Below are 26,462 nucleotides of genomic sequence, written 5' to 3'. Positions count from 1 at the left end.
AATTTTAATAAGGTCTTACATGTAGAACGCAAGACCTTATAGGGAGAAATTGTCGGTAGTTTGAATATAGTTGAACATATTAAAAAACTTTTTGAAATTTAATTTTTGATTTAACTCAATTCTTATGGATTTAATGGCATAATCTAGTAGAAAGAATGTTTTTGGTTAAACTATTCAAGGATAAAATCAAAATGTCAAAGAATTTACATAAAACTCAATTTCATAATGCCATAAATCAAACAAGGTAAAAATCTTCTCGTTCTTATATTCATTGGAGTTTATTGAGGCATTAAGATGGGAGTCAATGTGGGACTCAGTTATATTGTAGTTGAATCGCAGGAATAAAATAAAGTAAATTAAATAATTAGTCGTTACTCTAGGCTAATTTTATATCTTTAAATAAATGTAAATCAGACAGAGTTGGATATTGATTAGAGCCTTCCATGTTTAAAATAGCTAAGATAGTTAAAGTAAATAACTTCTATACCATTTTGATCTGTTATTGTAATCGACTTTTCTTTTGCATCATGTAAAAAATTAAGATACAAAAGGTTACCACCTGATTTTTCAAATTCATTACGATGGGCTTTTCTATCATCATTAGATGGACGAAGAACCAAGATCTCCTTGTCAAAATCGATTATTAATTCATGCGTTAAACCTTCAAAGAAAAAATAAATAAAAGGCGAATTGGCATCCATAAATTCCCTCATCCGCATGGGGTTATCAGACATACAGAGTAGTTAGAATCAAGCTAATTAATTATTTACTATAGTATAATGAATTCAGCATCAAATATTATTGGGAGGTAGGATTAGATTCTAGTAAAGAACTATCATCCACGTCAAGTCCGCTTTGTTGAGATATGGGTGAAGAGATTAGGGGCAAAAAATTAGCTACTTTACTGGTTTAATAGGATATCCTATTCCTTTAATGATGTTTTTAGAACGAATCCTATGTTAATATGGAACATAAATTGCATTCGTAATGCCTCTCTTTTTATGTCTTTAAAATAGAGCTGTGACTATACTTTTGATCCCTTGCACACTTTTATATTTTCAACTTATATCTTTCTTCATGAATGACTCAAATATATCAAAAACAGATGAAGAGAAACCAACCCATATACAGAAAATTACTCCGTTTCTTTGGTTTGATAATCAAGCTGAACAAGCAGCTAATTATTATGTCTCAATTTTTAGAAACTCAAAAATAGGTCAAGTTACCAGATATGGAAAAGAAGGATATGAAATTCACAGAATGGAAGAAGGTACTGTGATGACAGTAGACTTTGATATAGAAAATCAAAAATTTATGGCCCTTAATGGTGGTCCAGTGTTCAAATTCAACGAAGCCATTTCATTTCAAGTGCTATGTGACACTCAAGAAGAACTGGACTACTATTGGGATAAACTGTCGGAAGGCGGTGACAAGAACGCACAGCAATGTGGTTGGCTCAAGGACAAATATGGTGTTTCTTGGCAGATTGTACCCAAGGTTCTATTTAAAATGATACAAGATAAGGATCAAGTAAAATCACAAAGGGTGATGAAAGCAATGCTTCAAATGCATAAGCTCGATATACAAACTTTAATTCAAGCCTTTGAGAAATCTTAGGATCAATTTTGGTTTATGAAAAATTTTAAAATTCTGTTTCCTTTTTTTCTTTCGTATGAAACTATTGAAGCTAATTACCATTATAGATTTTGCAATCAGAGCTGGCGTACCTCATCGATAACCTTGAGATTATCTTTCTTTACACTTTTCTTATGATCATACATTAATTTATGGGGAGATTGTCAAGCTTTTGTTATGAATATATCTATTAAAAGTTATTAAAAGTTGATCAAGAAAAATACACGAGGTCGTATTATTAAGATCTGTATCCAATAGCAATCCATCTACAAGGTTTTGGTGTCTTGATTCAATAAGGGGCTGTCAATTTAACTAGTATTGAAGAATACAAAAACAAAATAATGATGCTAAGAAAAAGATCCTAGTATTTAATGTTTAATAAGTAAGAGGTCTTATGAGCACTGACAATAACGTTGACTTTGCCGACGTCATAAAAAAAGAAGCAAGAGGTATTAATGATGCTGATCTTGGAGAAGTACAAGAAGTACGACAAGACAATGTAATTACAAAGACCGGTGTTGTTGACAAAGAGGTATATTCAATCCCTAAGAATTTGGTAGAGAAATATGAAGGACATAACTTATGGTTTAGAGTAACAAAGGAAGAGGCTGAAAATCTGTATAAGGTAAAAGATTAGTTTAATCTCATACTTAAATCAATTCTTTCGAAAATCCTATTTGGAAAAGAAAGAAATACTCCAAATATGTTTCCAAGTAGTAATGAGTAATAGTAACTGTTTACTATAACCTATCAAAATAAACCCGTGTAGGTTCTACAAAAAAGTAAAGCCACAATCACAACATTGGATATCGCTGTTTAGTTATCGTTTTAAATACATATTCAACCCTTGACATTACTAGCAAATATTCGGAAGGTCGAAAACAAAACCAAATAGATCTGGTTGATGGTGATGGTAACAAATACATCTCTATGTCGATCAAATTCAATTATGACAGTGTGTGTAGAAAAATATTGTTTATTTATTAATTGATGTTTATTCAAATAATCTTGTCCCGACCATACTGCTATCTAACTCTATACCATGTTCTCTCATATCCCAGAAAGGTTCATAGATATCGATAAAGTTACATAATCGATCCTTATCAAGTCGAATTTATTGTTTTATTGATTATTCAAGGATATCGATTAGCATCGTGATTATTGGGAAATAAATTTCGATATCGATCAAATGGCCATCTGTTCAGCCCTTTGTTTTAGGGCCTCGTTCATTTTCGTAAAACTTTGATACATGTCTTTATCCAAACTATTTCCAATGATACTTACAAGAATTCCTGTAAAGATCTCCTTATGTACAAAGTGCACGTGATTTGTTTCAAACGAGTCAATCGTAAAAATGCGTTCCCCATTGAAAAATCCTGGTATGATTGATTTTCCATACCAACGAAGCTCACGATTAGGTTCCATCTTAGTTACTGTTGGTTGATAAGTTCTATTCTTTCCACCTGATGTATGAAGATGTATTTTGAGCTTTGTGCCAACTGTTGGTGTCCCATCTATTTGATGGATGAAAGGGTTCCACTGTGAAAAGTTTCCAAAATCTGTTAGTATTTCCCATGTCTTACTAGCAGATGCGTTAATATCGATCTCTGTAAGAATTTCTTTCAACTTATATCCTATTGATAAAAGTAGTCGTTTATACTTTCTTGATGATATGCCTTTTCCAGTAGAAATTAGTTGTTTGGCTTAAATATCATTTCATTCCAAAACAGAGATAGGTATGAATGGGTATGAGAAGGAATTTAAGTTATACAAGTTGTAACTGATTTTTTAGAGATTATTTATGACAACCAATAGATTTATCAACACAATCCGTAAGAAAAATCAAAACAAAACATAATGTAGTAGCATATTGACCGCATACCACTTTTTTTATTCAAATAAACTCATTGATTTACTCTAATATCGGCAATCTGCCTAAAATCACCTAAATATCTTTATAGAATATATTGTGGATACTTACTCGGATATAATTTGAATTAGGATTTCATTTAAGGATATTGATAAAAAAATAGAATGCCTGTAGAGTTTAATTTCATGAGTTTGTTCAAGTCTCAACCTAATCCAGGAGCAATTAACACATTTTTCACCAGTCGTGGAAGATTACTAAAGAATTTTTGGTCTGTATTAAATACAGCTACAAGTGCCTCGTCAGAAAATGAGCTGAGGCCTCCCACCAGCCCTATAAACTCTGGATTTTCATTACCAAAAAAGGAAGCTACTGTACCGTTATTTACATCATCTGAATTCTCTAGATAATGAAAATATCCTGCAGGAACAAAAAAGACTTGACCTTTGCCTATTTCAGATGTCTCTATCTCCTTGTTAGGACTATATACGGTAAATCGAACTTTCCCTTCTATGACGTAGTTCAGCTCTCCAGCATTCGGATGAGTGTGAGGTTCTACTATTCCTTTTGGTTTTAGATCCAGGAGAAATACTGATAGACCTTTGAGTATTGGAAAATAGGGTAAACTTCCCAAAACGGCAGTTCCACCAGGAGTCTGGACCTGGGGGGTAGTATCAATAAGATTCAAGGTATGCAAATTTGATGTTTCGATCTCGTTGTTACTACTGATTTTAGAATTATCAATTGTTTTCCTGCCAAATATTACATCCTTAGATGATGCGTTTTCTAATTCATCAAATAATCCGGGTGAGTTAATTCCAAAGATGCTATTCAAAATCCGTGAAGGTAAAGACCCAACCGATCCCGATATTCCCAAATCTTCAAAGCGTTCATTATCATAAACAATAACAATTTTTAACTCTTCTTCACCAATGTTTTCAATATCATGCCAGCATCCTGTAGGTATAAAAGTCAATTGTCCAGGATTTATCATGAATGTATCTTTTTGAGCATTATTACTATAGATAGTCATTTTAGCGTTTCCTGAAATGCAGTAATTCAACTCAACTGCATTCGGATGCCAGTGGGGTTCCCGAACTCCACCTTTTTCCAGGCGAAGTAAGACTGCTCCCATCCCTTTTAAAACTGGAAAGTTATCCGCATTCATTATCGTCCTGTTACCATATGGCGTAGAAAATTGAGGTTTTGTTCCATCCAAATCAAAAATGATAGGAGAAGATTTGTGATCGTTCATTTTCTTTTTTTATTGATAATGTTAATAAATTTTGTGATGAGATCTTTTAATATTAGCTGACAATTGTTGATGATCTTAATGACTCATGATAGGTTTATGAAGCAACCAATTTTTCAAAATAATATAGGATATAGATATCGTTCCTTCATCTTCTCAGAGACGAAGAAATAATCCAAATTAAACATGAATAACTATACAAGGTCACACACATTTGGCGCTATATAATTCCTACCCACTTTTGTTGATATTTTAAAAGTCTCACAATAACTGCCTACTACGGTACATTTACAGGATCCATGTTCTCTTTTAATCCATTTGGAGCTATACATGATAAAAAGAAAATAATTTACTAAAGATTATTGTACATTCTTCGATGCATTATTTTACATCCTCATCCTATAATGCAAATAAACACAATAAGAAAAATTGAATGGTCCGACTGAAACATTAAGCTGAGGTTAAAGTTAATATTTTTGTCCTAATCGAATAAAACTATTAATAAATAATTCATGTTACTCTGATGTTATTTGACAGGAAAAATCATAAAAGAATTCATTTTCCAATAATTTTCACATATGTGGTTCGGGCAATATTGGCTAAAAAAAACAAAACAAAACCAATGCTTAATGATACTTGTTTGGGTAATGTTTGTTGGATACATTCGATCTTATAACCAAAGTTCCTTACTATAGAGACCAAGAAATGAGGTTATTGTCTATGGCAATAAACCCCTAATCCTCATTTCTATTGGACTATACGGATGCAGTTAACACCTTAGCCGTATAGATAAAATTCTTCTAACTTGGTATAAATAGGATATTCAATAATGTTATAATAAAAGATAAATAAAATATTTATATACATACTATATTATACATAGTCTTTAATCCTAGTCTAAAAAATTGTCCATATTTCCTTGATTTAATTGATTGATATTGGGGAAGTCTGCTTAACATTTCAAGTTTTAAGTGTAGGCGTATTATTATAATTATACTGTTACCTACATGCAAGCGCTGCATTAACCTTTGGCTAATTAATCTGTTTCTTCTATGGGAGATACGTTCAATATTGAATTTAATCACAGGTTTTAATGATAAATAAGATGGAATTTGGATAATATGATGAAATAAGTGAGTCAGGAGTGATCCGAACCGGTATCTTTACACTGTGGTTTGCGGAATGGAATGGAATAATACATAAAAAAACCAAAGATTTTTTCCATTTATTTATTTAGATCTCATGTTTTCAATTTCTCTTTACTTCATAGTGGAGCAAAACTATTCCAGAGTCAAACGTTATTGATTCAATAAGGGATAGTTTACGAATCTCTTTCAAATCCCCAAATATGGTCTTCCCATTCCCAATTACAACGGGATTGATAAACAAATAATATTCATCAATCAAGTTTTCTCTAATCAATGAGGAATCAAATGAAGCACCACCATAAACTATGATATCTCCACCTTCTTGGCTCTTTAACTTTGTAATTTCTTCCTTTAGGTCGCCAGTTGCTATTTCAGTATTTGGCCACTCTGATTTGGTTAGAGATTTAGTAAAAACAATCTTTGATGTTTCTATCATTTTTTTAGCAAATGTATATTCCCGGTCTTCAGGTTTGTTAATAACATTCGACCAATAGGAAATAAATTCATTAGTCATTTTTCTTCCCAAGAGAATGGTATCAACTGGATCATGCAACCTGTCTTCAAATTCTCTGAGTTTTTCATTCCAAGAAAAGTCTATCCAGTCCATTTCATTATTTGGTCCAGCTATACAACCGTCTATAGATATTTCTACATGTAATTTTAATTTTCTCATTGCCTTTTTGTTATCGTTCATTCTTTCTCTCTCCTATAATTCATCTAAGGATCCTGCTTTCCAATTCTAATTAATTTCATCGATCCAAAAAAAAAAAAACGTTTTTGAAAATTAGGATTAATCATTGATAGTAGGACATGAAGGGTCCTAATAAGTATACAGGGGATCAAAAGTATATTAAAAGTCCTTTTTGTTCAATAATTTCTTCACATATTGTTGTCTCTAATTCAATTTTAGTCTCCATATCTACAAGTTTTGAAATAACGCAAAAGTCAGATCAGGTGTATCTCCAGATGGTCAAGAATAAAGCAGAGTAGAATCCTAACCAAGTTCTGAATATTTGAAAATCTTATCTCAGGTTGAATATATCCATGGGGATTAGTAACAAATCTGATTATGTAATGGGTTCAACCTAACAACCAGTGCTCCTGTTACTTTTGATTGACATATCCTTCCACAATTCCTACATGTTAGAACAATTGTTGTGATTAATTAATCTAAAATACGAAGATATAATATTTGTAAAATCGTTTTTAAGAAAATAAAAAAATATGGTATAGGTTTGTTAATTGCTGTTTCTAGAAAAACTTACTGTTGTCCTAATGCATTGTTTCCTTCATTAAGATTAAAAAGGAATCCCAAATTATTTCCTGATAGTAGGGTATCCCCTCCCGAGCTCACACTAGATGCTTGTTTCAATGCTTGAAGTTGTGATATTCCCTGTTGTGCTTCATTAGATTTTTTATGTTTTCCACCTGCAAATGCTAAATTGTCCTGGCTAGTTACTATTGACCCTATCAAGACGGTTGTAACAAATACTGCAACTAACCATGTTTTTTTCATGTTGTTTGATTTGTTGTTTTGATTTATTCATATTGTAGAATTAATAGTTAAAATAAGAGATTTGACTGTTGTGACAAATGTTACTGCAATTCAAATTTAAATAAATACTTGGTAACATATAACATGAAAGAAAAGAGATACATATGAAAATATAGCATAATAATTACGTCAAGTATTCTTATTATAGAACACCAGTTAGAAGATCAACATGAACATCCAAAGCGAAAAATCATGGGAATAATCTGTTAAATATTGTGGATAGATTATTAGTATGCCGCTACTTTTCCAGATTTCTCTGTCCACAATATTACAGTTTTCAGGGGTTGTGAAATACGGGTTGTGTAAATATGAATACAACGATACACTATTTAGAAATTATCATACATGCAATACGGATATTATTTTGGTGTTATTTGCGCTTAACTCTGCAAATTTGCAGCCGTATTTGAATAATTTTGGTAATACAATGAGAACCTGAGTGAGATGTCAAATAGCGTTTAATGAATCCATTGATACATGAACAAGTCATATCCCTTCGGCAAACAACAATACAGCATTTGTTTACACAAATTTGTAAAAAGAGGATGTGTGATTCACAATCATCACTGCAAGTAAAGAATATTGGTAATATTCCTATTGAATCAGAATAAAGTAATCATAAAAGGTTTAGAAATAAAGTGGGAGAGATTTGTTTTTTTAGTAGTGATCATAATGAGCCAAATCTCCATTGGGTAATCCCACAGTATTTCCTTTGTTTCAAGTTTAGTGCTTATATGTTTAGGACTGATTGGTAAATAACATATAGTAAAATTAGATACTTAGTACTTGTTAAATATGCAATTTTTATATGATTTATATGAAAATTGCATCTATTCCTTCTGTTTGTCCAAAATCATAATTATTATTTAATCTTGTGTACAGCCTTAGCCTTCATGAAAAGTGGGGTCATTCAAATTTAAATAAAGTCATCTTACACTATAATTAGATATTCTTCACAATTCTAATATTCTTGATTTTAGCAAATGGCAGAATGCCTAATTATATTTGAAAATTTGTACTAACACTTTCTAAAATAAATCATTACCAAATAAGAAAGCAATTAACACATATAATTAGCTGATATATCATATTTCACAATTCTTATTATTTGGAAAATTGTTATTACGAAACCATTATTCTACGATTGCAGCAAATAGTAAATAATGACAGGATTGCGTAGATCTGTTGCCACTATTTACTATCGCAAAGAGACACTAGTATTTGCTTTTGTACTTGTTCCTATAATGGGTCGGTCATACATGATTCGACACCCTAACTTAAATAACTTCTAGTACATTCGTTGAATGTACTAGAAACCCTATAAAATAAACTAATGATGAAAAGCTCGATTTTGAAAAATAAAATATTATCAAACAAACCTAGTTTCATGTTTGTACCAATCTCTTTTTAAACTATTTATTAAATTATAAATTCATTGCTGAACGGAGAATATAATTCTTATTTTTATGGGTATATAAAGAACTTCCTTAGCAATAAAACCAACCTCTTTTTAGTTTTATCATTATCTTTTAGTTCCATTATTGCATATCCATTCCTGATTCCTCACATAACGCATCCAACGATGTCCTATCATATTCTAATTCATATTCTAATTCATATGTTCAGTCTAGATATTGCAATATTCCTAACAACAATATCACTTATTTCATATCGCAAGTTAAAGAGCAAGAAATTATTACTAACCTTCTTTAGTTTCATATTTTTTTAATTCTAGAAATATTTTATTTGTTACAAGCTAGTCATTTTGCTACAACGTTTTATGTGCCTATGATTGAGGTAGATTTTTCACACATATTGCTATTGTGTATGCTCGTTCTGTTTACTTGTGGTGTCCTAAGATCTGATAAAAAATGATGGATTTGTCCACTATAGAAAAATCCCATTTACAGAAATTAAAAGTAAATAATACCAAAAAGAAGGTAATAAACTTTTAATCTTTAACATCATATCACACATTCCAGGAATAAGATATCGAGAGTCATTGAGGCTCACGAGATCTAATAATGGAACTTTGTCCTATCATCTTTTGACTTTAGAAAAGAATTTAATGATAAAAGTACTGAGGTCCGAGAAGGGTAATATTACTAGGTACTATCCATTTTTAACACCTGTAGAGGAAGCGGTGATGCTTGGATATTTAAGAATAAAACTTCAAGACAAATACTAATCCTACTACATACCAAAAGAAGAACATCTTTTTCTGAAATAACATTACATATCAATAAGGCACCTTCTACGACTTCATGGAATCTAAAAAGATTGCTTGAATCAAACATCGTTTTAAAAAAGAAAAGAGATGAATTATTTGAATTTTCTCTAAAGAATCCAAAATTAGTTGAGAAATTGCTATACAGAGCCGCTGATACTTTATTAGACCGCAGTGTTGATAACTACATTTCATTAATTGACAATCTGTGAATTACTTTCAAATAAAAGAAGAAAACTATCTCGCATTGTTGCTTGTGTGTAGATCATCTATTCTGTTTCTAAAAAATTATTAGTTTTATTCCTGCTAGCGTCTATACTGAACTTCGATGATTGAACAAGATTGGTTATATACTCTTTAAGCATATTAGAGGTAACATTGACCAATAAAATTCTCATGAATATGGTCCTTTGTTTTGGAATTTCTGCACTTTTACTGGTAGTTCCCGCCTTACAATCCTCCTTTGCGCATCAGATAGCTCTGTACTCTATAAATGGAAAAGATTATCTCATGGAGGTAGAATGGGCCAATGAACCTGTGGCTGTTGATGACAAAACAAACGTAGTATTAACAGTAGCCTCACCAAATATGACAGATCCAACTAATCCAGAAGCGGATGGTACACAACCAATTACGGGACTTGAAAATTCATTAAAGGTAGACATAATGGCTGGAAATAAAACCCTGTCATCAAACCTAGATCCAGCATTTGGAGAACTGGGTGTATATGAATCAGAGACTTTTTATCCCACCATTCCAACAACATTTAGTTTTAGAGTATATGGAGACATAAATGGAACAAGTTTCGATAACACAGTTAGTTGTAATCCAATTTTAGGCGAAGATGTACCTCCGGATAATTCTACTGTTACGATCTCAAATGGAGTTGACAGGAAAGCTTTGATTGGCGGATTAGAATGTCCAGAAGATAGAACCGGATTGCCAGAACCCTACACATCTCAATTTGAAATTGCTCAAATGCTAAATGGAACCAAAACATAATCTATCTATTTTTTGATGTAGGTCTAATGAAGTCGAATACGAGTGCGAATATGTAAGAGAATTAGCGATTTCTATATCTAATATATCAGATAACAAAAACCCTTATGAATGATCACACCAATTCTAATTCATTATAACAGTTATCAACTCCTAAATGATAGTTAATCAAATATCAGAGATTTTTAAAAAAAATATCAATCTTGTAATGTTTTTAAAAAAATTAGAGCACCGGTAAGGTAGCCAGTTTAACATCGTCACCGTCCATCCATGAAATCAACATTAGGTCATCAGATCCAGTAGTAAAGGGGTAATGTTTTGTAATGTCGCCAGGAGCAAAGTTACCATTTTTTACTATGATCCCATTCTTATCTACAACTGCCAAGTGTACAGTACCGTGACCTTCAAAACTATAATCTTCACTATAAGTATCGCTCTTTTTTAGACCTTCAGAATTTACAAATACTATCCATGAGTTTCCGTACTTATCGGTCTTTAGATACTGGGTGGTAGGTGGAATCCATTGTTCTGAAAGCAAATGGATTGGAATTGGATTATTGAAAGTAGCACCATCATCATTAGATTTTGTGTAATAGAATCCTGGTCCCTCTGGTGCAAACTCACTTCCTGTGAACCATGCTATATGCATATTACCGCTTTTATCAAAATCCATTCCAGGTCCTGCATCTGGACATCCATTCATAAACCAACGATCATTTCCTACTTGTACTGGAGTGGTGAAATTCTGTCCTATTGGTCCATCTGTAGAATGTGATACCGTAATGTCTCTAATTATAGTTTGATTTTGACCTCCATCTATTTGATAATCCGTTTTAGTATCGTTGGTTAAGGCAATTGAATTGTTTTGAAATGTAGATCTGGATGTAACGTAAATGTCATTTTGGGGTCCAAATTTAACAACCGTAGAACAACACTGACATGCAGAGTGATCAGCTACTGTACTATTCAAAAATGTCTTACCGCCATCTTGAGAACTTACCACTCTCAATACCGTAGGAGTTCCAGACATATCTGTGGGTTTATCATAGTCTAAATTGAGATATGAAATGTATACTTTATCATCTGGTAATACAGCCAAAAATGGATAATATTGTTCACCTTTTGGATCATTTGGTGCCGGATTTACAGCGGGCGTAAAGGTTATACCACCATCCACAGACTTGCTGTATTGGAGCGTAACCTGACCATATGGATATTTATCAGGATTGCTATGATCAGCTTTGTACCATACCACATGAATGTCATTACTAGGTCCAATAGACAATGCTGGGGCACTCCATTGCTCCTCTACTTTGATAGAATCCTTGACATCATTTACTCTAATTGGTTGAGAAAATGTTTTTCCCATATCAGTTGATTTTTGAATATATAAATTTGCACCGCCTGTTTCGTTCTTAAAATAGACCACATATATGTTATTATTTGTAGGATCAATACCAACGGCTGGCGTTGAAGCATTATTAAAAGTAGTATAAGAAGCCTGACTTAAACTGCTATTGATAATTTGACTCATATCGCCTCCATTCGTACTATTAATGGATTAGATAAATCCATTAATAGCAGCGATGATCGAACTAGACATATTTGATGATGTTGTAGTAGAATTTTGACTTGATGCTAAGGCTGTGCTGTGATATTGTAAATTATTACTAAATACAAAAGTAGTAATGAGTACAATTATTCCTAAAATCTTAAAATTATTTATGGATATTTCTTCGTTAAGGTGATGATTTACAATTGCATTAATAGCCTTTCTTGTACATTTATCGAATTCAAAATCCACCATGGCAAACTCAGATGGTTAACTAAAAAGACTAGACTAGGAATCAGCCAGTCTTGTAATACAAAAGAAAAACTATTCCGGTTCTACACATGATTCTTATTTCTTATTTTACATACTACAGTACATTCGTCTAACTCATAATCTAATTCATAGAGCACTTGAAAAATAATTCTCATAAATTAAAAATAAACTCAACAATGTCCGCTTCCATGTCTATTTCTAATTGTTGGAATCTTGACCCAAATAACAATACAAGTTACTAACTATGGGAATAAGCACTAATATTTGGATTTTGTAATCTGATTAAACTCAAATAATGATAATATTGGAGCAAATATTATCATTATTTAAAGTTGAAGAGTACACTAGCATTGTATTTTTTTTCCTGCCATTTGAATGCAGGTCAAAGTTAGAAATGAAATCATACTTAAAATATTTTCTTGTACATTCGTTGAATGTAATACTCCAATTCATTCGACTTTTAGTTTCATAATCCACAAACCATGTCAATTTCATTTTCTTGTACTTGGGGCTGATAAAGTGCAGATTGTCCCTGGGAATTGAGATAATAATACTAGTCTCCGTTATAATCGCCTGAATTTCCTTTTTTCAGATTGGTAAGATATAGTATTAGGAACCATTAATGAATTCCATCTTGTTGTGAACACCAAATTAAATTCTCACGTATCTATCATGGTTTGTAAACCGAATTGTTATACAAAAGAACAAAATTTGGTCATGACTTCAAAAACTACGTTAATCAGATATTGATACGAGTTGAGAATAAGATGGTGTATTAGTACATTCTACGAATGTCCTGTTGTGTTTAAATTATGATCTATCTTAAATTGTCTGAACAAACATTGTGTTTGTTTTTGGTTTTCGTCAAAGGAAAAATGGAATTTCTCCATTTATCCTTAATGATGTCAATTAGTTTGAATGTTCAAACTGCAATGTTTCCGCCGAAATAATTTGATTTTTGATCACCAATCTATTTCTGTTAGCTGTGGTGTATGTTTGCATCAATATCTTATTCCAATATTTGTTGATTATTTGACCTGAATATCCAATTTCTGATTGATATCATATTCACCAATTCTTTGAACGGTTATTTTTATCTGCCAGTTGCCTTCTTGACTGATAAAACTCCCAGATTTGGAATAGTTTCCTGCTCCTACTTTGTCCATGGTTTCAGCAATTGGTCCCAAATTCTTTTCTGGGTTATTGAATTCCAAAAATACATTTCTGATATTTTCAACTGCTGTTCCATTTACATGCGAGATTCCAAGCGTAAAGTTGTTTTGACCTACACTAAAGGGAATCATGTTAAATTTAAGAACTATATTATCGGCGGTTGTAAAATTCTTAGAATAACTTGTAGAGCTATTCGCATTCGACATTATTTGAGAATTTTGGGCTTGTTGAGTGTTTTTATTATCGAAAGAAAATACATAGGAGCCTTTGGTAATGTGTCCATCATCTTTAGATAATGCCGCCCAGTTTACCGTATATATTCCTGGTGTAATTTTTGATTTATCTATCGATACTGACAACGCCCTATCGGAATCGGTTATCTTCAAATCGTTGTTATCAATTCTTTCATTATTTGAATTTAAAACCTTTATACTACTTGCCTTTACTTCAGGTTTTTCCGAAAAGGTTATTGTAACTTTGTCTGGTAAAGACTGAGATGAATCAAATACTTTGTTTGGAGACGGATCATATGTGACCGGGTTTGCATGGCCATATACAGGAAAAAAAGACATTCCTGTGCCTACAACGTATAAAAGAGCAAAAAAGACAATAAAAAGTATCTTCATATCTTATATTGGGCAGCAGAATTAAAAACGATTGTTGTACAACGTTCGAAGTGATATAAGATATTTATTACAATATCATCTTCTCGCAAATAGATTATTTCTTTTTTTTTGAGAGATAACATAGAAAATTTCTGTAAACCTTGTTCGTTTCCTTTCATATTGATCTGATTATTCGATTCTTGTACAACAAACATTATAATGTTATTTATAGTAAAAGGGACGATGAATAAGATTCATTTAATGTTTGTTGGAGTTATAATTACATTATCTATGATAATGTCTCCAATATTGCAAATGTCATATGCTCACCAAAGAGCACTCTATGAGATTAATGGGAAAGATTACTTGTTTGTTATTGGTTCTGCAAATGAACCATTATATGTAGATGATAAAACTGCAGCAACACTAGATGCCTATTGGCCAAATGCTTCAGATCCAACCAATAGTAGAGCAAACGGGACCCAACCAATTACTGGGCTAGAAAACATGTTAAAAGTGGAAATATTAGCAGGTGACAAGAACATGACATCTAATTTGGATCCTGCATTTGGTGAAGTAGGAAAATATGAGTCAGAGACATTTTATCCAACAGTTGCAACAACATTTGACTATAGGATTTATGGAAACATCAATGGAACAAACTTTGATGTAACATTCTCATGTCAACCATCAGGAGGAGAATCTGCACCTTCTGATAACTCTACAGTTGACATTTCCGAAAATGTGGTAAGAAAGGCACTGCAAGGAGGTTTCGGATGTCCTGAGGATAGAACAGGATTCCCCGAACCATATATTTCACAACTTGAGATAGCTCAAGAACTGAACAAAACTGAATAATAGTAAGAAGCTGCTTTGATTTTTTTTAATGCAGGAACATACGGGGATTAACATGATTTCCCAAAAATCTTTTATTTCTTTTTTTCTAATTATTGCTGTACAATATACATTATCGTTTGTATCGCCTCTTGCTTTAGCACAATAAGCATTGGATGACACTTCTGTACATACTTCTGTACATAGTAACAACATTGTCAATAATGATATTGATATTTGGTATTATGCATTTTAGAAAGAATCAAAAACAAATTAAGAAAGTCACGTCTCTTTCTATTACTCAAAGGGATAAGGATAAATCATGATATTCAGATCATAGATAGAGAAGTGAGACGATGAAAGATTCAATAGCAATCACGAGGACTTTAAAAATAATGCTTCAATTACAAATAAAGATATCTTGAACGTTAGGATTTTTGGTTTGTTATCTACTTTTGCGATTTCCATAATTTTGTTTTCAAATTATCGGTCTTACTTGATGTCTTCATCAATTCATTCCTAGGGTATCACAGTGGATGATATTGAGTGCGGTCCAATGGAACAATTTGGATATCATATTCATGTTCATCTTGATATTCTAGTGAACGGTAAAAATTATACTGTGCCTGCCCTTAAAGGAATAACAGATAATTGCTTCTATTGGCTACATACTCATGACCAATCCGGTATCATTCATATTGAATCACATGTCCACAGAGATTTCAATTTAGGTCAATTTTTTGATTTGTGGAACCAGAAATTTGCAATTAATAGCGATATCAATCAAACAGTTGCTGACAATAAGAATTTAACTGCATACGTTAATGGCAATATGATAAAAAATGGTACTCAAATCAGGGATATTGTACTACATCCTCATCATGAAATAACTCTAATTTATGGGAAATCACCAAATAATATACCAAAAACGTTTGTTTTTCTACCGGGATTGTGATCATGTATTCTATCTATTATCATGGAAAGTTCTCCAATGATGATTTTCTAATTTCGTAGAAAGATATACTCTTCCTTTCTTCGACTAATGTACAAGAAATATTATATATTTTTTAAAGAGTATAATTTTGTGAGACCTTCAATCGCCGTTTTGCAGTCACTATCTGTTATGATTTTGTGTATTGGACTAGGTCAATTTTCTAATTCACAATCTCAATTAACAAATAAGATTCAACAATCAGTTTCTATCCCTGTTACAGATAGCGGTTCACAAGGAGCCGATTTATTTGTAGATCCTCAAACTAATCAAATTTATAGTACAAATATAAAAACTCAAAATGGCATGTGAGGTAATCGAACATGTTTAAACGAATAACTTCAAACTGTACAACTGTCATTCCATCAATGATGATTTTTTCATTCTTGATTTTTTTTACTATTACTTTGAATTTAGACAAAGAAATAGAAAATTATTATATTTTTGGACAGACAACTGCATCAGAAAATTTAGAACAATCAATTCCCGCGAATAAGGTAAAATCTTACCAAGCGCTATCCCTTGAAAATGGAAAACCACTAACTGTTGTAAATGCTACTGGTGATCTTATCATATTGAACTCTTGGGCTACATGGTGTATTCCCTGCAGGGAAGAAATGCCTGGACTTGAACAATTGTATGAAGAGTACAAGGATACAGGACTAGAAGTTATTGGAGTAAGTGTTGATAGTTTTGGAATGGATGACCGAATAAAACTATTTACTGACAGAATGAATATAACATATCCTATTTGGCATGATCCTAATGATGCTTTTACCAGGACCTTTAAAGCTATAGGTGTCCCTGATTCCTATCTAATAGATAAGAACGGAACTATATATCATACCTGGAAAGGTCAGTTTAATCCAATGTCTGCTAGTACCAAATCCTTAGTAGAGGATGCTATTATGAAGGTCTCACCAGCTTTCGCATCTTCTAATGCATTGTCTAATTCTACTTTATCTGCTAGTACTGCTACCGCAGCTAATCAAGATTCCAATACCGATATCAGAACAGGTAGTGATATTACTACGATAGGGATACCCATAGCATTTGCGGCTGGTATCTTGAGTTTTCTGTCACCATGCATTTTACCAATAATCCCTAGTTTTGTTGCCTTCATAACTGGGATGAGCTCTGACGAATTACTAAATAAGAATAACAAAAGAAAATCGATTTCCGAAAACGATGAAAAGTCTTCTTCGACAGGAGGTTCCAACGTCGATATAAAAGCAGATGTTTCAGGGATAGAAACAGCAGCGGAAGAAGAATTCAAAAACCAAGAATCTATACAGAAAATATCTATTATAAAATCAACAACCTTTATCAGAGGATGCCTATTCATATTGGGATTTTCACTAGTCTTTGTTGCTTTAGGAGCTTCTATTACTGCAATTGGATCTGTATTTCACGAATATAGTCGCTGGATTGAAATCATTGGTGGAATCATGATAATAATCTTTGGTCTTAATCTCCTTGGTATATTAAAGATCCCAGGAGCTCAGAGAGATAGAGGATATAAATTCACACAGAGACCCGCAGGACATGTAGGTTCGCTGTTAATAGGCATGGGATTTGGAGCTGGTTGGACTCCTTGTATTGGACCAATACTTGCTAGTATCCTGACAGTAGCTGCAGTAACCACCTCTCTATATGATGGTATACTGCTACTAGTAGTCTATTCTTGCGGACTGGCAATTCCATTCATATTATCAGCACTTGCCATTGACAAATATTTAGTAACATACAAGAAATTAAACAAGTATATGCCATGGATTCACAGGATAAGTGTTGCATTGTTGATGGTTATGGGTGTTCTATTACTCACGGGATACTTGACTATTATTACAGCCTCTTTGGGAGGAACATTCCCTATGCTAGGGTAGAATTTTTTTTAGCAAATCCAATCCTTAATTTCTTTTCTATTTAGTTTAGCTTGGGCCATCTAGAGAAACATGATGGATTGCGAATACTTGTACTACGTTATTTTCAATTTTTCTTCTTAATTCAAAAGCATTAGTTCTATGATTGTACTATACACCTTATTTAAAAAATATCTTTGATTAACAATTGTAAATCATTTATGAAAATATTAAAACAGACACATTTTATGACATCTGATTATGTACATTTATTTTCAATATTTATATCAACATTGTTCCTTGCTATCTTTAGTGTTGATTTTGACTATGAATCAGTAACAGCACAAAACCAAGGAAGGAGATGCTGATCCTGCATACATTTCTCCTCCGATTCGATTTGGGCCCAACAATGAAATTTTTGTATCTTGGGGTAAGATAGTTCCTCACGAGACATTCTGGGGTATTGGTGATATACCACTAGCTAAATCAATTGATGATGGTAAAATCTTTGAGCCTACTAGCTACCCGGCAAAGAATGAACCCATCAGTGAGAAGCTGTATGCTGACTTGGCTATTTCAAAGAATGGTACAATATTGATACCCTATGTAAATAACGAATTGGTAGCGGTAAATGAAAGCTCGGTAGCATATGATATGGACAAACTAGATTACATTACCCAAATAAACATACTGCGATCTACTGACGATGGAAATACTTTTAAAAAATTAACCTTGGATAAAGAAGGCTGCCAATGCTGTGATACTGCAACTACACCTGGACCAGACGGGGAGATATACTTCTCATGGCGTGATAGCAAAAGAACGAACGCTCTATTAAGTGACTATTCTGATAAATATATCTCGAACCAATCTGATTCTGAGTATGTAGATAAGACTGCCTTGCAACAAGGTCTAATAGAGGTTCCTATTTATTCTACTACGAGAGATATAGTAGTTTCACATACTCTTGATAATGGTTCAGGCCTAAAATATTCAGAACCTGTCAAAGTCCAAAAACTTGAGTGATATATGAATGGTTGTCCATCGGTTGGACCTGGACTGCAGTTCGACTCTGAAGGAACACTACATGTTGGATATTTTACAGGGAATGGAACTGATGGACCTGGTTACTACGCCGTAAATTCTAATGATTTGGGCAAAACCTTTAGTGATCCAATTCCAGTGCACACATCAGACTTTGTATCATCCTCCCATACGAACATGGATCTAGTTGTAGATAAGAACAATAATATCTGGATGGCTTTTGTCACCCTCCCTGAATCTGAAGAAGGTGGGGAATCTGGTCATGGAGACTCTGGAAAAATTCTAAATGTTGTGGTACTAAACAAAACGGGTACTAAACTAGGCGAATTATCTTTTCCATCCAAACAAAACGAAGAAATCTCCAATCCAAGTTTGATACCTATATTAGATGGTACTATGATGGGCTTTTCTACCGGTGATAAATTTAATATCCTTGCAATGAGATCATAAAATTAGAATAAGGTAAGTATGTTCCACTGGAGGATATTCTTACCACCTCGTGTTAACTAGTCACTACAATGTAAATTTATAGAATATAACATGAGAGTCCTATCGAGTAGATATTACCATTGTTCTGAATCTGGAAACTGATCACGTTGTTACTCTATTTGATGATTATATGAGGCTACTGAACCTCGACAAGTTCATCACTATTTACAAGACTCAGAGAGGGTACTTACCTACCTGACTACTTGTTTGATCAAATAAAGTGAAAAGTGATCGCTACCAAAAATGCAATGTCAATGTTCATGACAATGGCTCGCGGATTAACAAGACTCGCTGAGGAGGAGTTAAAGATCTGTGTGCAGATAAGAAGATTAAATTCTAAAAAATGAGATAGAAACAGAAATTGAAGATGTCATAACGTAATTAGATGAATATGATGTCTGCCTAATGGAGAATCATCAATACAACTAACTTATCGGCTATAGCCATGCCCTTAACGGGCTGCTTCCTCTCAGCACTAATACTTGGTATTTTTAGCAAAAAAGATCTATTGAATACCTCTGCTACTGCTGTTGTTATTGCTAAAAGCTGTGTCATTAAGAATATAGGAGCCTGTGTATATGTCGCTAGAAGTACTGTGGGCTAGTATGCCGCTTCCATTAAAGTCAATAGATCCATCAGTTACATTTTTTAAAAGTGTGGTCGGTACGAATTTTTTGTCTCCGACCTCCCAAATCTTTTTGGTTGCATTTGCAGGTTGTCCATCTGTGATTTCTTCGAATGATATGACGTCTGCAGGCTTTGAAAGATCAAATGTCACTGTTCCTGAATATTTTAGACCGTCACTCGAATTTTGAAAAATAATGACTTGATGAGACTCATGGCCTTTTGCATCATGTTGTATTGATGTTTGATTTTTTTGTTCTTGTTGAGCCAATACGTAGTTGTCATTTTCCACTAATAATTGACCTATAGTAAATGTTAAACCAGCTAATATTGCAATGGATAAACCATAAACCATTACTTTTTTTTCAAATCTTAGATGCATATTCACCTCATTAACATTTATTTTGGTAATTAAAGCATTTCCTTGCAGATTCTAAAACCAGTCGCATCTGTTTTTTCGTTGAATAGCTTTGTACTAATGTGGCAATTTATCAAAACTGGCTTTTCAGATTACTTCAAACATTTTGGTTTTCTTTTCATCTATTATTTCGTTGCTTTGACAGTCTATTCTGTTATTGTTATAAAATGGTGTTTAAAAACTAAAAGCTATAAGAAAATATTAGTTTTATATAATTGGTCAATCAATAATTGAATATCAAAATGTTTTTTAATATGTTTGAAATATATTTAATTACCATAGTCGAAACACTTCCATTACGGTCTTACACCATCTCTTGTGTAGGACCTTTTATTATTTACTCAACTAAAAAATTACTAATAAATACTAGAGCAATGGCCGTGAATAAAGAAGATGAACTTGAAATACCTTTTAAATAGATTAATCCTTTTGAATCAAACTAATGACACAAAAAAATATTAATTGTGGTCATTTCGACAACAACTCTATTATTCTTTGTCTTAATTCTGAGAGCCTTGTAGGCTTTTGAATTAGTCCAGTTAGTTTGGCTTCCCTATATTCTTCGGTATCTGGCATTTCATTGAAATAAAATGCTGTATTTAATAGTATCTTTATTTTGGTATCAAATTCTCTTATCCTTTTAGCGAATCTTATTCCGTCAAGGCTAGGCATGCATAAATCCGTGATAATAAGAGAGTATCGATTAGGGTTTTGGTTGTAGTGCTCAAGTGCAAGTAGCGGGTCGATGAAACAAGTCGAAATAAAACCAGACTTTCGTAGAAATTCTTCATACAGATTTGCGATCTCCGGTTCATCGTCCACCACCATGACCGAATGGGGTAAGGACATTTCTTATAATTCATTATTATGTCATGCCCATTAAAAAAGATTTAAGGTTGTAATAATATTTGGAATCTATATGTTAGAACTTGAAATTAGAGAATGATAAAAGGCAAGCAATAATATATTCCTAGAAAATAGTAAGAAGGCATCAGTAAACTTGTGATCACGTCATCATCCAGATTGATCTCAGGCCTCATGTTTTTGATAGGTTTTGATAAGGAATCAATGAAAGTAGTTTGCGACTTACCCTTCGTTGTCATAACTCTTATTACAACACTATCTATGACATGAATGTAGCCTATTACTATTTTCTAGGTTGTTAACTTCTAATCAACTAAGTAATTAAACATATCACATCTTTCTGATAATGGGAATAAAATATTCATTTATCTTTATATTTGTGTATATAACATAAATACATCTAATAGTAACATGAAGGCCGAGATATATAATAAGGATGATTATTTCTTTAGATAATTAGTCGCTATTACGTATATCATGTATAAGACATTTTAAGCTTTGAGTTTCGATTGTCTGCTCTTTAAAAGACTAGCATTTACCCATGAGAAGGGGCTTAGTATAACTTCTCACAGGTGAGAGAGACACTGGCTAGAATTCCTCAAATAAAGGAATGTAGATTTAGAATTTAAGCTTTAAGGGAATTAAGTTCTATGCTATTATAACATAAATAGGTATTAATAAGGAGAACATATTAAACACCCTGAGAATTGTGGGGATCTTACCCCTTTTAATATTCTGACGGCTAAAAACAGTCCAAGACCAGCACCTAAAAATAAAATATCTTTCAGGATTAGCTAGTCCTCTAATTTATCAAGGGCATAGGTGACTGACTATTGATCTGTGTATATTTTACAGTCTGTTTTATTAAAATGTCCTTCATTGGTCTGGAGGACTATAGTATTCTTATTCTTAGTAATAAAACTATTTGTTGAAAAAGAAAAGTCTGCATTCGATCTTTTGACAAGATTAGAGAACCTTATCATACTAGGTATTCTCCAGTTACTGGAGTTTAAACTATCTCTAGAATGGCGCAGAAATAAAAGATAAACCTGCATTAGTAACAATATAGAAACTTGATTAAAAAAAATAGTTTATTGTTGACCTAAAGCCAAGTCGCCTAATTGTTCTTGTAATTGTATTCCTACGTTATTGCATGAAGCAAAGGTAATTTCTCCTGATACACATTGTGCATTTTGTTCGCTATCCTGATCTTGTTCAATTTCTTGTTCTGCGTCGTTGTGTTTTTTGGTTGCAAATGCAATGTTGTCACCAATTGTAAGAACTGAACCAATCAAGTCTGCTGCGATAAACATCACTGCAAAAATACCAATCTTACTAGTTTTTGTTATGTTACTCATTATAGTCGAAATGTATAAGTTAAATTAATCATATCATAGTTTGGATACTCGTTACTGCGAGATTTTAATGAAATTTATTCTTAGAATATAAAACTGCAAGAAATTTTTGCGATAGTATTCTTTTCATATACTAGATGGTATTTGGGTTCGACTTGTGGACGGGGAAGGCCTTTTGAAACTTTATGAAAGGACTTAAGAGACAAATAAAATGTATCTGGCAGCTATAAAATTATGTCAATATGACGTTTTTAATCTTCAATAAAAATAGATCGAGATCGAGCCTAATGACTAAAGCACCATTTATTTCTTGAAAGCGTAGCTGTAACTCGGGCTTACCACGCCACCTTTATCGACAATAAGGTATTGTTGTTCAAGAGGACGGTTTTCTAGAAACCGCATAAGACAATCCTTTATTCCATTCGCATATCTGTTTTGTGCTTCGAGGGTTGTTCCAGAATAATGAGGGACCATCGCATGATTAGGCATATGTCTCCAAGGATGATCTCCTGTGGCCGGTTGTGGATACCAAACATCGCCAGCATATCCTGCTAAATGACCTTCCTCCAAAGATTCTACAAGAGCATGAGTATCTACGATCTTTCCTCGAGCTGTATTAACAAGATATGCACCTTTTTTCATTTTAAAAAGTAGATCTCGATTAAACATACCATCGGTCTCTGGCGTTAAAGGCGTATTTATTGTAATCACATCAGCCTGTTCTACGATCTGATCTCTAGGGGTGTATCTGACACCCAACACAAATTCTTCTGCAGTCCGTAGAGGAATTTGATCATGATAAAGCATTTTAACATCAAATGCTTTCAACCTTTCACAAACCCTTTGTCCAATTCTTCCCATTCCGATAATTCCAACAACCTTGTCTTCTAGATCATGCGCGTTTGATGCTATCTCTGCTATATCCCATCTACCTTCTATAACCTGTTTATAAGCTGGTATGTAGTTTCGCACTAAAGCCAAGATATGCATCACAACCTGTTCAGCTACACTTACCACATTACTACCTGTAATTTCTGCAACAGTTATTTTACTACTTGCTGCTGCAGCCAAATCTATGTGATCTGATCCTACGCCTGCAGTTAAGATGAGCTTGAGGTTAGAAGCTTTGGAAATTCTTTCTTTGGTAACATAGGCCGGCCAAAAGGGGGTAGTGATCAGAATATCAGTAGTAGAAATGTGTTTATCAAGTTCCTCCTCTTTATCTGTTAATACAATAAATTCATGTCCTTTATCTTTCAGAAAATTTGTCAAGCCAAGAGCATTCTCTGCCGAACCAAGAATCGCCGGTGTCCTTTTTGCTATTTCTCCTCCAGGATATAACACTGCAACAATTTTCATAATTTCTAAAACTAGAAAAGTGATTTAAGTTTTTAATATATTTAATAATCCTTATCAAGTTAGCCGGAAAATACAATAGTGCACCTTATATGGCTAAGGAAAATCTATCTTTATCTAAGGATAAGTTAAACTATGTGCAACCTGAATCATAATTTATACTAAGATCTAAAAATGATCTCTAAAAGACTGGGAATTTCTCTATAGGTACAAATTCCGAAACATATTCCATTGCCTTTTGCAACCAACGAAATATTAGTTAATAATTTATTTATTTACAACAAACCAATAATGGCAAACCTATTAGTTTGAAATTTAACTTCTAAGCTTCACCATAATCACCATGTTAAACAAATATTCTATGCGTACTATGGCCAATTTTCATCTATCTGTTTGCATTATTGATTAAACTCTTGTGCTGAAATCTTGTGATATCTTATTTTATCTATTATTAAAAGTATATCAGACCTATAATTCTTGTAGGTCTTGTACATAGTTTCAAAAGATCTAATTCTTTGAAGACTCAAATATTCATCATAAGCTTTCATTACTTCTTCATATTTTAGATCAAGTCTTATAGCAACTTGAATCTGAGATTTGCCTTTCAAAAATAGATCGTAAGCTTTCGAAGTACTAGATTTGGTGTAAATGGTTGTCCTTTCTCCAGAATATTCATTAATTATTCTTCCAATATCTCTTGGAGAAATTCTTACGATCTCTGCTATTTCTTTGTACGTTTAACCTTCTTTGTATAATACTATGACAAGTGCTTTCTTTTCAGTCTTTGATAATATTTCCATTAAACGTGCACCTATTCAAATAAAAAGTATAAAAGACTGTTATCAAAAATTTATCATTACTATCAAATTATTATCGTATTTCCTTCAGGCTTGCAAGGCTTATCCTTATGAACACTTTTTATTCTCTAATATTATTGACTTCGGCTTCCTTGGACTATCGGTCTGTTTAGGTTCCTCACCTTTTTTATCCTTCGCCGATCTTTTGGTTACGAGGTCAATGGCTCCGAACTATTGAACTAATAGGAGAAGTTAGTTTAGAAAATGGCTTTTGTTTAGATGGAATGTCTTCGCTTGAACAGTCCTGTATAGGTTATCTCTTGAAGATCATAAGAATCCAATTTCAAAATAACAAGTAATTCTGAAAAGTAAATCTGTTGCTCTGCTAATAGTATTTTGAAATCCTTTTTTAATAGTGATAACACCAAGAAAACCTCTACCCCACTTCAATATTCAATTAAGTTTTATTGTTTTCAAAGACACTTCTTTGATCATAATATTTACGAATTGGAATCGTTCTGGTTAAATAAAAAATAAATCTTACCAGTATAATCAAAACATTAATGGATTTACAAAATAGTTAAAAGCAATAATATGTTTTTATTCTTGATGAAAAAATCTACCATAATTACATTACTAGCAATTTTTATATTTCCTGCCTACTTGATAGCATCTACACCGACAATCCATGCTCAACAAACTACGGGTTTATCTGCTATGACTCTGGTGAGTTTTGGAGACAATAGTTCATCTACCGGTGCAAATCTTCAATCAATAGAAAACAAGACGGTAACGTATTTTGGAGGAAATACAACGGGCTATTTGGTTTACCCAAACCAAAACCAAAGCAGCGAAAAAGCAAAACTTCCTGCCGTCATTCTTATTCATGAAAACAAGGGATTGAATGATTATATCAAAGAATCAGCTAACCTACTTGCCAAAAATGGATATGTGGTACTAGCCGTGGATCTATTTAACGGCGAAGTCGTCACCAACAATTCAGAACGCTCAGGAGAACTAACTGGGAAGATAAGAGAAAACCCGAACATTGCGATAGAAAACATGAAAGGAGCTGTAAGTTATTTGAGATCCCTTGATAATGTCGACCCATCAAAAATAGCATCATTGGGTTGGTGCTTTGGAGGTCAACAGTCATTGCAATTAGCCATCAACAGCAAGGATGACCCTATTGCCGCCACAATTATCTATTACGGTAGACTAACCAACGATTCTCAAGCGATTTCGAATATTACAGCACCAGTTCTAGGAATATTCGGAGGTAAGGATCAATCAATTTCGGTTGACTCTGTAAAACAATTCCAAAAGGCTTTAAATGATACTGGAGTGCCAAACGAGATCTATGTTTATCCTAATGTTGGTCATGCTTTTGCAAATCCATCTAACGATAATTACGCTCCTACTGAGACAGCAGATGCATGGAAAAAAACTCTAGACTTTTTAGGTAAATATTTACAAAGCTAGTTGGGTGATGAGACAAAATTATTGAATAATTCAATAATTTATATCCTATCTTTTTTGTTC

Annotated in this window: 24 protein-coding genes; 11 read left to right on the top strand and 13 right to left on the bottom strand. The window is 33.0% G+C overall.

The window, feature by feature from the left end:
* Positions 1-431: 431 nt before the first annotated feature.
* Positions 432-734, bottom strand: a complete 303-nt coding sequence (locus NMY3_RS00535) for a hypothetical protein (RefSeq protein ID WP_196817014.1) — start codon at positions 732-734, stop codon at positions 432-434.
* 343 nt (positions 735-1,077) lie between these two features.
* Between NMY3_RS00535 and NMY3_RS00530 the strand changes: the two genes are divergently transcribed.
* Together NMY3_RS00530 and NMY3_RS00525 are read left to right on the top strand one after the other, a co-directional pair.
* Positions 1,078-1,617 carry a VOC family protein gene (locus NMY3_RS00530; RefSeq protein WP_196817013.1) on the top strand — a complete coding sequence of 180 codons (540 nt, stop codon included), beginning with the start codon at positions 1,078-1,080 and terminating at the stop codon, positions 1,615-1,617.
* 412 nt (positions 1,618-2,029) lie between these two features.
* On the top strand, positions 2,030-2,272 hold the full coding sequence (locus NMY3_RS00525; RefSeq protein ID WP_196817012.1) for a hypothetical protein: 243 nt from the start codon (positions 2,030-2,032) through the stop codon (positions 2,270-2,272).
* Positions 2,273-2,820: 548 nt separating this feature from the next.
* Here the strand turns inward: NMY3_RS00525 and NMY3_RS00520 are convergent.
* The 4 genes from NMY3_RS00520 to NMY3_RS00505 form a co-directional block, all read right to left on the bottom strand.
* A complete protein-coding gene (locus tag NMY3_RS00520) occupies positions 2,821-3,261 on the bottom strand; it encodes an SRPBCC domain-containing protein (RefSeq protein WP_196817011.1) in 441 nt (146 codons plus the stop codon).
* A gap of 446 nt (positions 3,262-3,707) precedes the next feature.
* Positions 3,708-4,757, bottom strand: a complete 1,050-nt coding sequence (locus NMY3_RS00515; RefSeq protein WP_196817010.1) for a cupin domain-containing protein — start codon at positions 4,755-4,757, stop codon at positions 3,708-3,710.
* Positions 4,758-6,002: 1,245 nt separating this feature from the next.
* The gene (locus NMY3_RS00510) at positions 6,003-6,596 is read right to left on the bottom strand and encodes a dihydrofolate reductase family protein (RefSeq protein WP_196817009.1); all 594 of its coding nucleotides are present in this window, start codon (positions 6,594-6,596) and stop codon (positions 6,003-6,005) included.
* 567 nt (positions 6,597-7,163) lie between these two features.
* On the bottom strand, positions 7,164-7,418 hold the full coding sequence (locus tag NMY3_RS00505) for a hypothetical protein (RefSeq protein WP_196817008.1): 255 nt from the start codon (positions 7,416-7,418) through the stop codon (positions 7,164-7,166).
* A 2,157-nt stretch (positions 7,419-9,575) separates the two neighbouring features.
* Here NMY3_RS00505 and NMY3_RS16820 point away from each other — a divergent pair.
* Positions 9,576-9,896, top strand: a complete 321-nt coding sequence (locus NMY3_RS16820) for a winged helix-turn-helix transcriptional regulator (protein WP_196818435.1) — start codon at positions 9,576-9,578, stop codon at positions 9,894-9,896.
* 166 nt (positions 9,897-10,062) lie between these two features.
* Complete coding sequence (locus NMY3_RS00495; RefSeq protein WP_196817007.1) at positions 10,063-10,686, top strand: hypothetical protein; 624 nt, start codon at positions 10,063-10,065, stop codon at positions 10,684-10,686.
* A gap of 220 nt (positions 10,687-10,906) precedes the next feature.
* Here the strand turns inward: NMY3_RS00495 and NMY3_RS00490 are convergent, their stop codons facing one another.
* From NMY3_RS00490 to NMY3_RS00480, 3 genes are all read right to left on the bottom strand, one after another.
* On the bottom strand, positions 10,907-12,217 hold the full coding sequence (locus tag NMY3_RS00490) for a sialidase family protein (RefSeq protein WP_196817006.1): 1,311 nt from the start codon (positions 12,215-12,217) through the stop codon (positions 10,907-10,909).
* A gap of 27 nt (positions 12,218-12,244) precedes the next feature.
* The gene (locus tag NMY3_RS00485; protein ID WP_196817005.1) at positions 12,245-12,487 is read right to left on the bottom strand and encodes a hypothetical protein; all 243 of its coding nucleotides are present in this window, start codon (positions 12,485-12,487) and stop codon (positions 12,245-12,247) included.
* Between the two features lie 1,049 nt (positions 12,488-13,536).
* A complete protein-coding gene (locus tag NMY3_RS00480; protein WP_196817004.1) occupies positions 13,537-14,307 on the bottom strand; it encodes a copper resistance CopC family protein in 771 nt (256 codons plus the stop codon).
* Positions 14,308-14,529: 222 nt separating this feature from the next.
* On the opposite strand from NMY3_RS00480, the gene NMY3_RS00475 reads away from it, so the two are divergent.
* The 6 genes from NMY3_RS00475 (at position 14,530) to NMY3_RS00450 (ending at position 19,467) form a co-directional block, all read left to right on the top strand.
* Complete coding sequence (locus NMY3_RS00475; protein WP_196817003.1) at positions 14,530-15,144, top strand: hypothetical protein; 615 nt, start codon at positions 14,530-14,532, stop codon at positions 15,142-15,144.
* A 508-nt stretch (positions 15,145-15,652) separates the two neighbouring features.
* Positions 15,653-16,075 (top strand): hypothetical protein, encoded by a 423-nt coding sequence (locus tag NMY3_RS00470; protein ID WP_196817002.1) that lies wholly within the window; start codon positions 15,653-15,655, stop codon positions 16,073-16,075.
* A gap of 129 nt (positions 16,076-16,204) precedes the next feature.
* A complete protein-coding gene (locus tag NMY3_RS00465) occupies positions 16,205-16,423 on the top strand; it encodes a hypothetical protein (protein ID WP_196817001.1) in 219 nt (72 codons plus the stop codon).
* Between the two features lie 11 nt (positions 16,424-16,434).
* On the top strand, positions 16,435-17,997 hold the full coding sequence (locus NMY3_RS00460) for a cytochrome c biogenesis protein CcdA (protein ID WP_196817000.1): 1,563 nt from the start codon (positions 16,435-16,437) through the stop codon (positions 17,995-17,997).
* Between the two features lie 543 nt (positions 17,998-18,540).
* A complete protein-coding gene (locus tag NMY3_RS00455; RefSeq protein ID WP_196816999.1) occupies positions 18,541-18,999 on the top strand; it encodes a hypothetical protein in 459 nt (152 codons plus the stop codon).
* 3 nt (positions 19,000-19,002) lie between these two features.
* A complete protein-coding gene (locus NMY3_RS00450; protein ID WP_196816998.1) occupies positions 19,003-19,467 on the top strand; it encodes a hypothetical protein in 465 nt (154 codons plus the stop codon).
* Positions 19,468-20,011: 544 nt separating this feature from the next.
* On the opposite strand, the gene NMY3_RS00445 is transcribed toward NMY3_RS00450, so the two are convergent.
* From NMY3_RS00445 to NMY3_RS00425, 5 genes are all read right to left on the bottom strand, one after another.
* The gene (locus NMY3_RS00445) at positions 20,012-20,512 is read right to left on the bottom strand and encodes a hypothetical protein (protein WP_196816997.1); all 501 of its coding nucleotides are present in this window, start codon (positions 20,510-20,512) and stop codon (positions 20,012-20,014) included.
* A 504-nt stretch (positions 20,513-21,016) separates the two neighbouring features.
* Positions 21,017-21,397 carry a response regulator gene (locus tag NMY3_RS00440; RefSeq protein WP_196816996.1) on the bottom strand — a complete coding sequence of 127 codons (381 nt, stop codon included), beginning with the start codon at positions 21,395-21,397 and terminating at the stop codon, positions 21,017-21,019.
* 1,106 nt (positions 21,398-22,503) lie between these two features.
* The gene (locus NMY3_RS00435; RefSeq protein ID WP_196816995.1) at positions 22,504-22,770 is read right to left on the bottom strand and encodes a hypothetical protein; all 267 of its coding nucleotides are present in this window, start codon (positions 22,768-22,770) and stop codon (positions 22,504-22,506) included.
* A 300-nt stretch (positions 22,771-23,070) separates the two neighbouring features.
* The gene (locus tag NMY3_RS00430; protein ID WP_196816994.1) at positions 23,071-24,126 is read right to left on the bottom strand and encodes an NAD-dependent formate dehydrogenase; all 1,056 of its coding nucleotides are present in this window, start codon (positions 24,124-24,126) and stop codon (positions 23,071-23,073) included.
* Positions 24,127-24,521: 395 nt separating this feature from the next.
* Positions 24,522-24,731, bottom strand: a complete 210-nt coding sequence (locus NMY3_RS00425) for a hypothetical protein (RefSeq protein ID WP_196816993.1) — start codon at positions 24,729-24,731, stop codon at positions 24,522-24,524.
* Between the two features lie 798 nt (positions 24,732-25,529).
* Here NMY3_RS00425 and NMY3_RS00420 point away from each other — a divergent pair.
* Positions 25,530-26,402: a dienelactone hydrolase family protein gene (locus NMY3_RS00420; RefSeq protein WP_196816992.1), complete on the top strand. Its 873-nt coding sequence runs from the start codon at positions 25,530-25,532 to the stop codon at positions 26,400-26,402.
* The last annotated feature ends 60 nt before the right edge of the window (positions 26,403-26,462 follow it).

Source organism: Candidatus Nitrosocosmicus oleophilus (assembly GCF_000802205.1).
GTDB lineage: Archaea > Thermoproteota > Nitrososphaeria > Nitrososphaerales > Nitrososphaeraceae > Nitrosocosmicus > Nitrosocosmicus oleophilus.
The sequence above is the reverse complement of the archived record's forward strand: the minus strand, read 5'-3'. Positions and strand labels throughout refer to the sequence as shown.

Excerpts from the sequence above, each read along its gene's own strand:
- NMY3_RS00535 (WP_196817014.1), bottom strand. The coding sequence starts at position 734 with ATGTCTGATAACCCCATGCGGATGAGGGAATTTATGGATGCCAATTCG.
- NMY3_RS00530 (WP_196817013.1), top strand. The coding sequence starts at position 1,078 with ATGAATGACTCAAATATATCAAAAACAGATGAAGAGAAACCAACCCAT.
- NMY3_RS00525 (WP_196817012.1), top strand. The coding sequence starts at position 2,030 with ATGAGCACTGACAATAACGTTGACTTTGCCGACGTCATAAAAAAAGAA.
- NMY3_RS00515 (WP_196817010.1), bottom strand. The coding sequence starts at position 4,757 with ATGAACGATCACAAATCTTCTCCTATCATTTTTGATTTGGATGGAACA.
- NMY3_RS00510 (WP_196817009.1), bottom strand. The coding sequence starts at position 6,596 with ATGAACGATAACAAAAAGGCAATGAGAAAATTAAAATTACATGTAGAA.
- NMY3_RS00505 (WP_196817008.1), bottom strand. The coding sequence starts at position 7,418 with ATGAAAAAAACATGGTTAGTTGCAGTATTTGTTACAACCGTCTTGATA.
- NMY3_RS00490 (WP_196817006.1), bottom strand. The coding sequence starts at position 12,217 with ATGAGTCAAATTATCAATAGCAGTTTAAGTCAGGCTTCTTATACTACT.
- NMY3_RS00480 (WP_196817004.1), bottom strand. The coding sequence starts at position 14,307 with ATGAAGATACTTTTTATTGTCTTTTTTGCTCTTTTATACGTTGTAGGC.
- NMY3_RS00475 (WP_196817003.1), top strand. The coding sequence starts at position 14,530 with ATGAATAAGATTCATTTAATGTTTGTTGGAGTTATAATTACATTATCT.
- NMY3_RS00460 (WP_196817000.1), top strand. The coding sequence starts at position 16,435 with ATGTTTAAACGAATAACTTCAAACTGTACAACTGTCATTCCATCAATG.
- NMY3_RS00450 (WP_196816998.1), top strand. The coding sequence starts at position 19,003 with ATGAATGGTTGTCCATCGGTTGGACCTGGACTGCAGTTCGACTCTGAA.
- NMY3_RS00445 (WP_196816997.1), bottom strand. The coding sequence starts at position 20,512 with ATGCATCTAAGATTTGAAAAAAAAGTAATGGTTTATGGTTTATCCATT.
- NMY3_RS00440 (WP_196816996.1), bottom strand. The coding sequence starts at position 21,397 with ATGTCCTTACCCCATTCGGTCATGGTGGTGGACGATGAACCGGAGATC.
- NMY3_RS00435 (WP_196816995.1), bottom strand. The coding sequence starts at position 22,770 with ATGAGTAACATAACAAAAACTAGTAAGATTGGTATTTTTGCAGTGATG.
- NMY3_RS00430 (WP_196816994.1), bottom strand. The coding sequence starts at position 24,126 with ATGAAAATTGTTGCAGTGTTATATCCTGGAGGAGAAATAGCAAAAAGG.
- NMY3_RS00420 (WP_196816992.1), top strand. The coding sequence starts at position 25,530 with ATGAAAAAATCTACCATAATTACATTACTAGCAATTTTTATATTTCCT.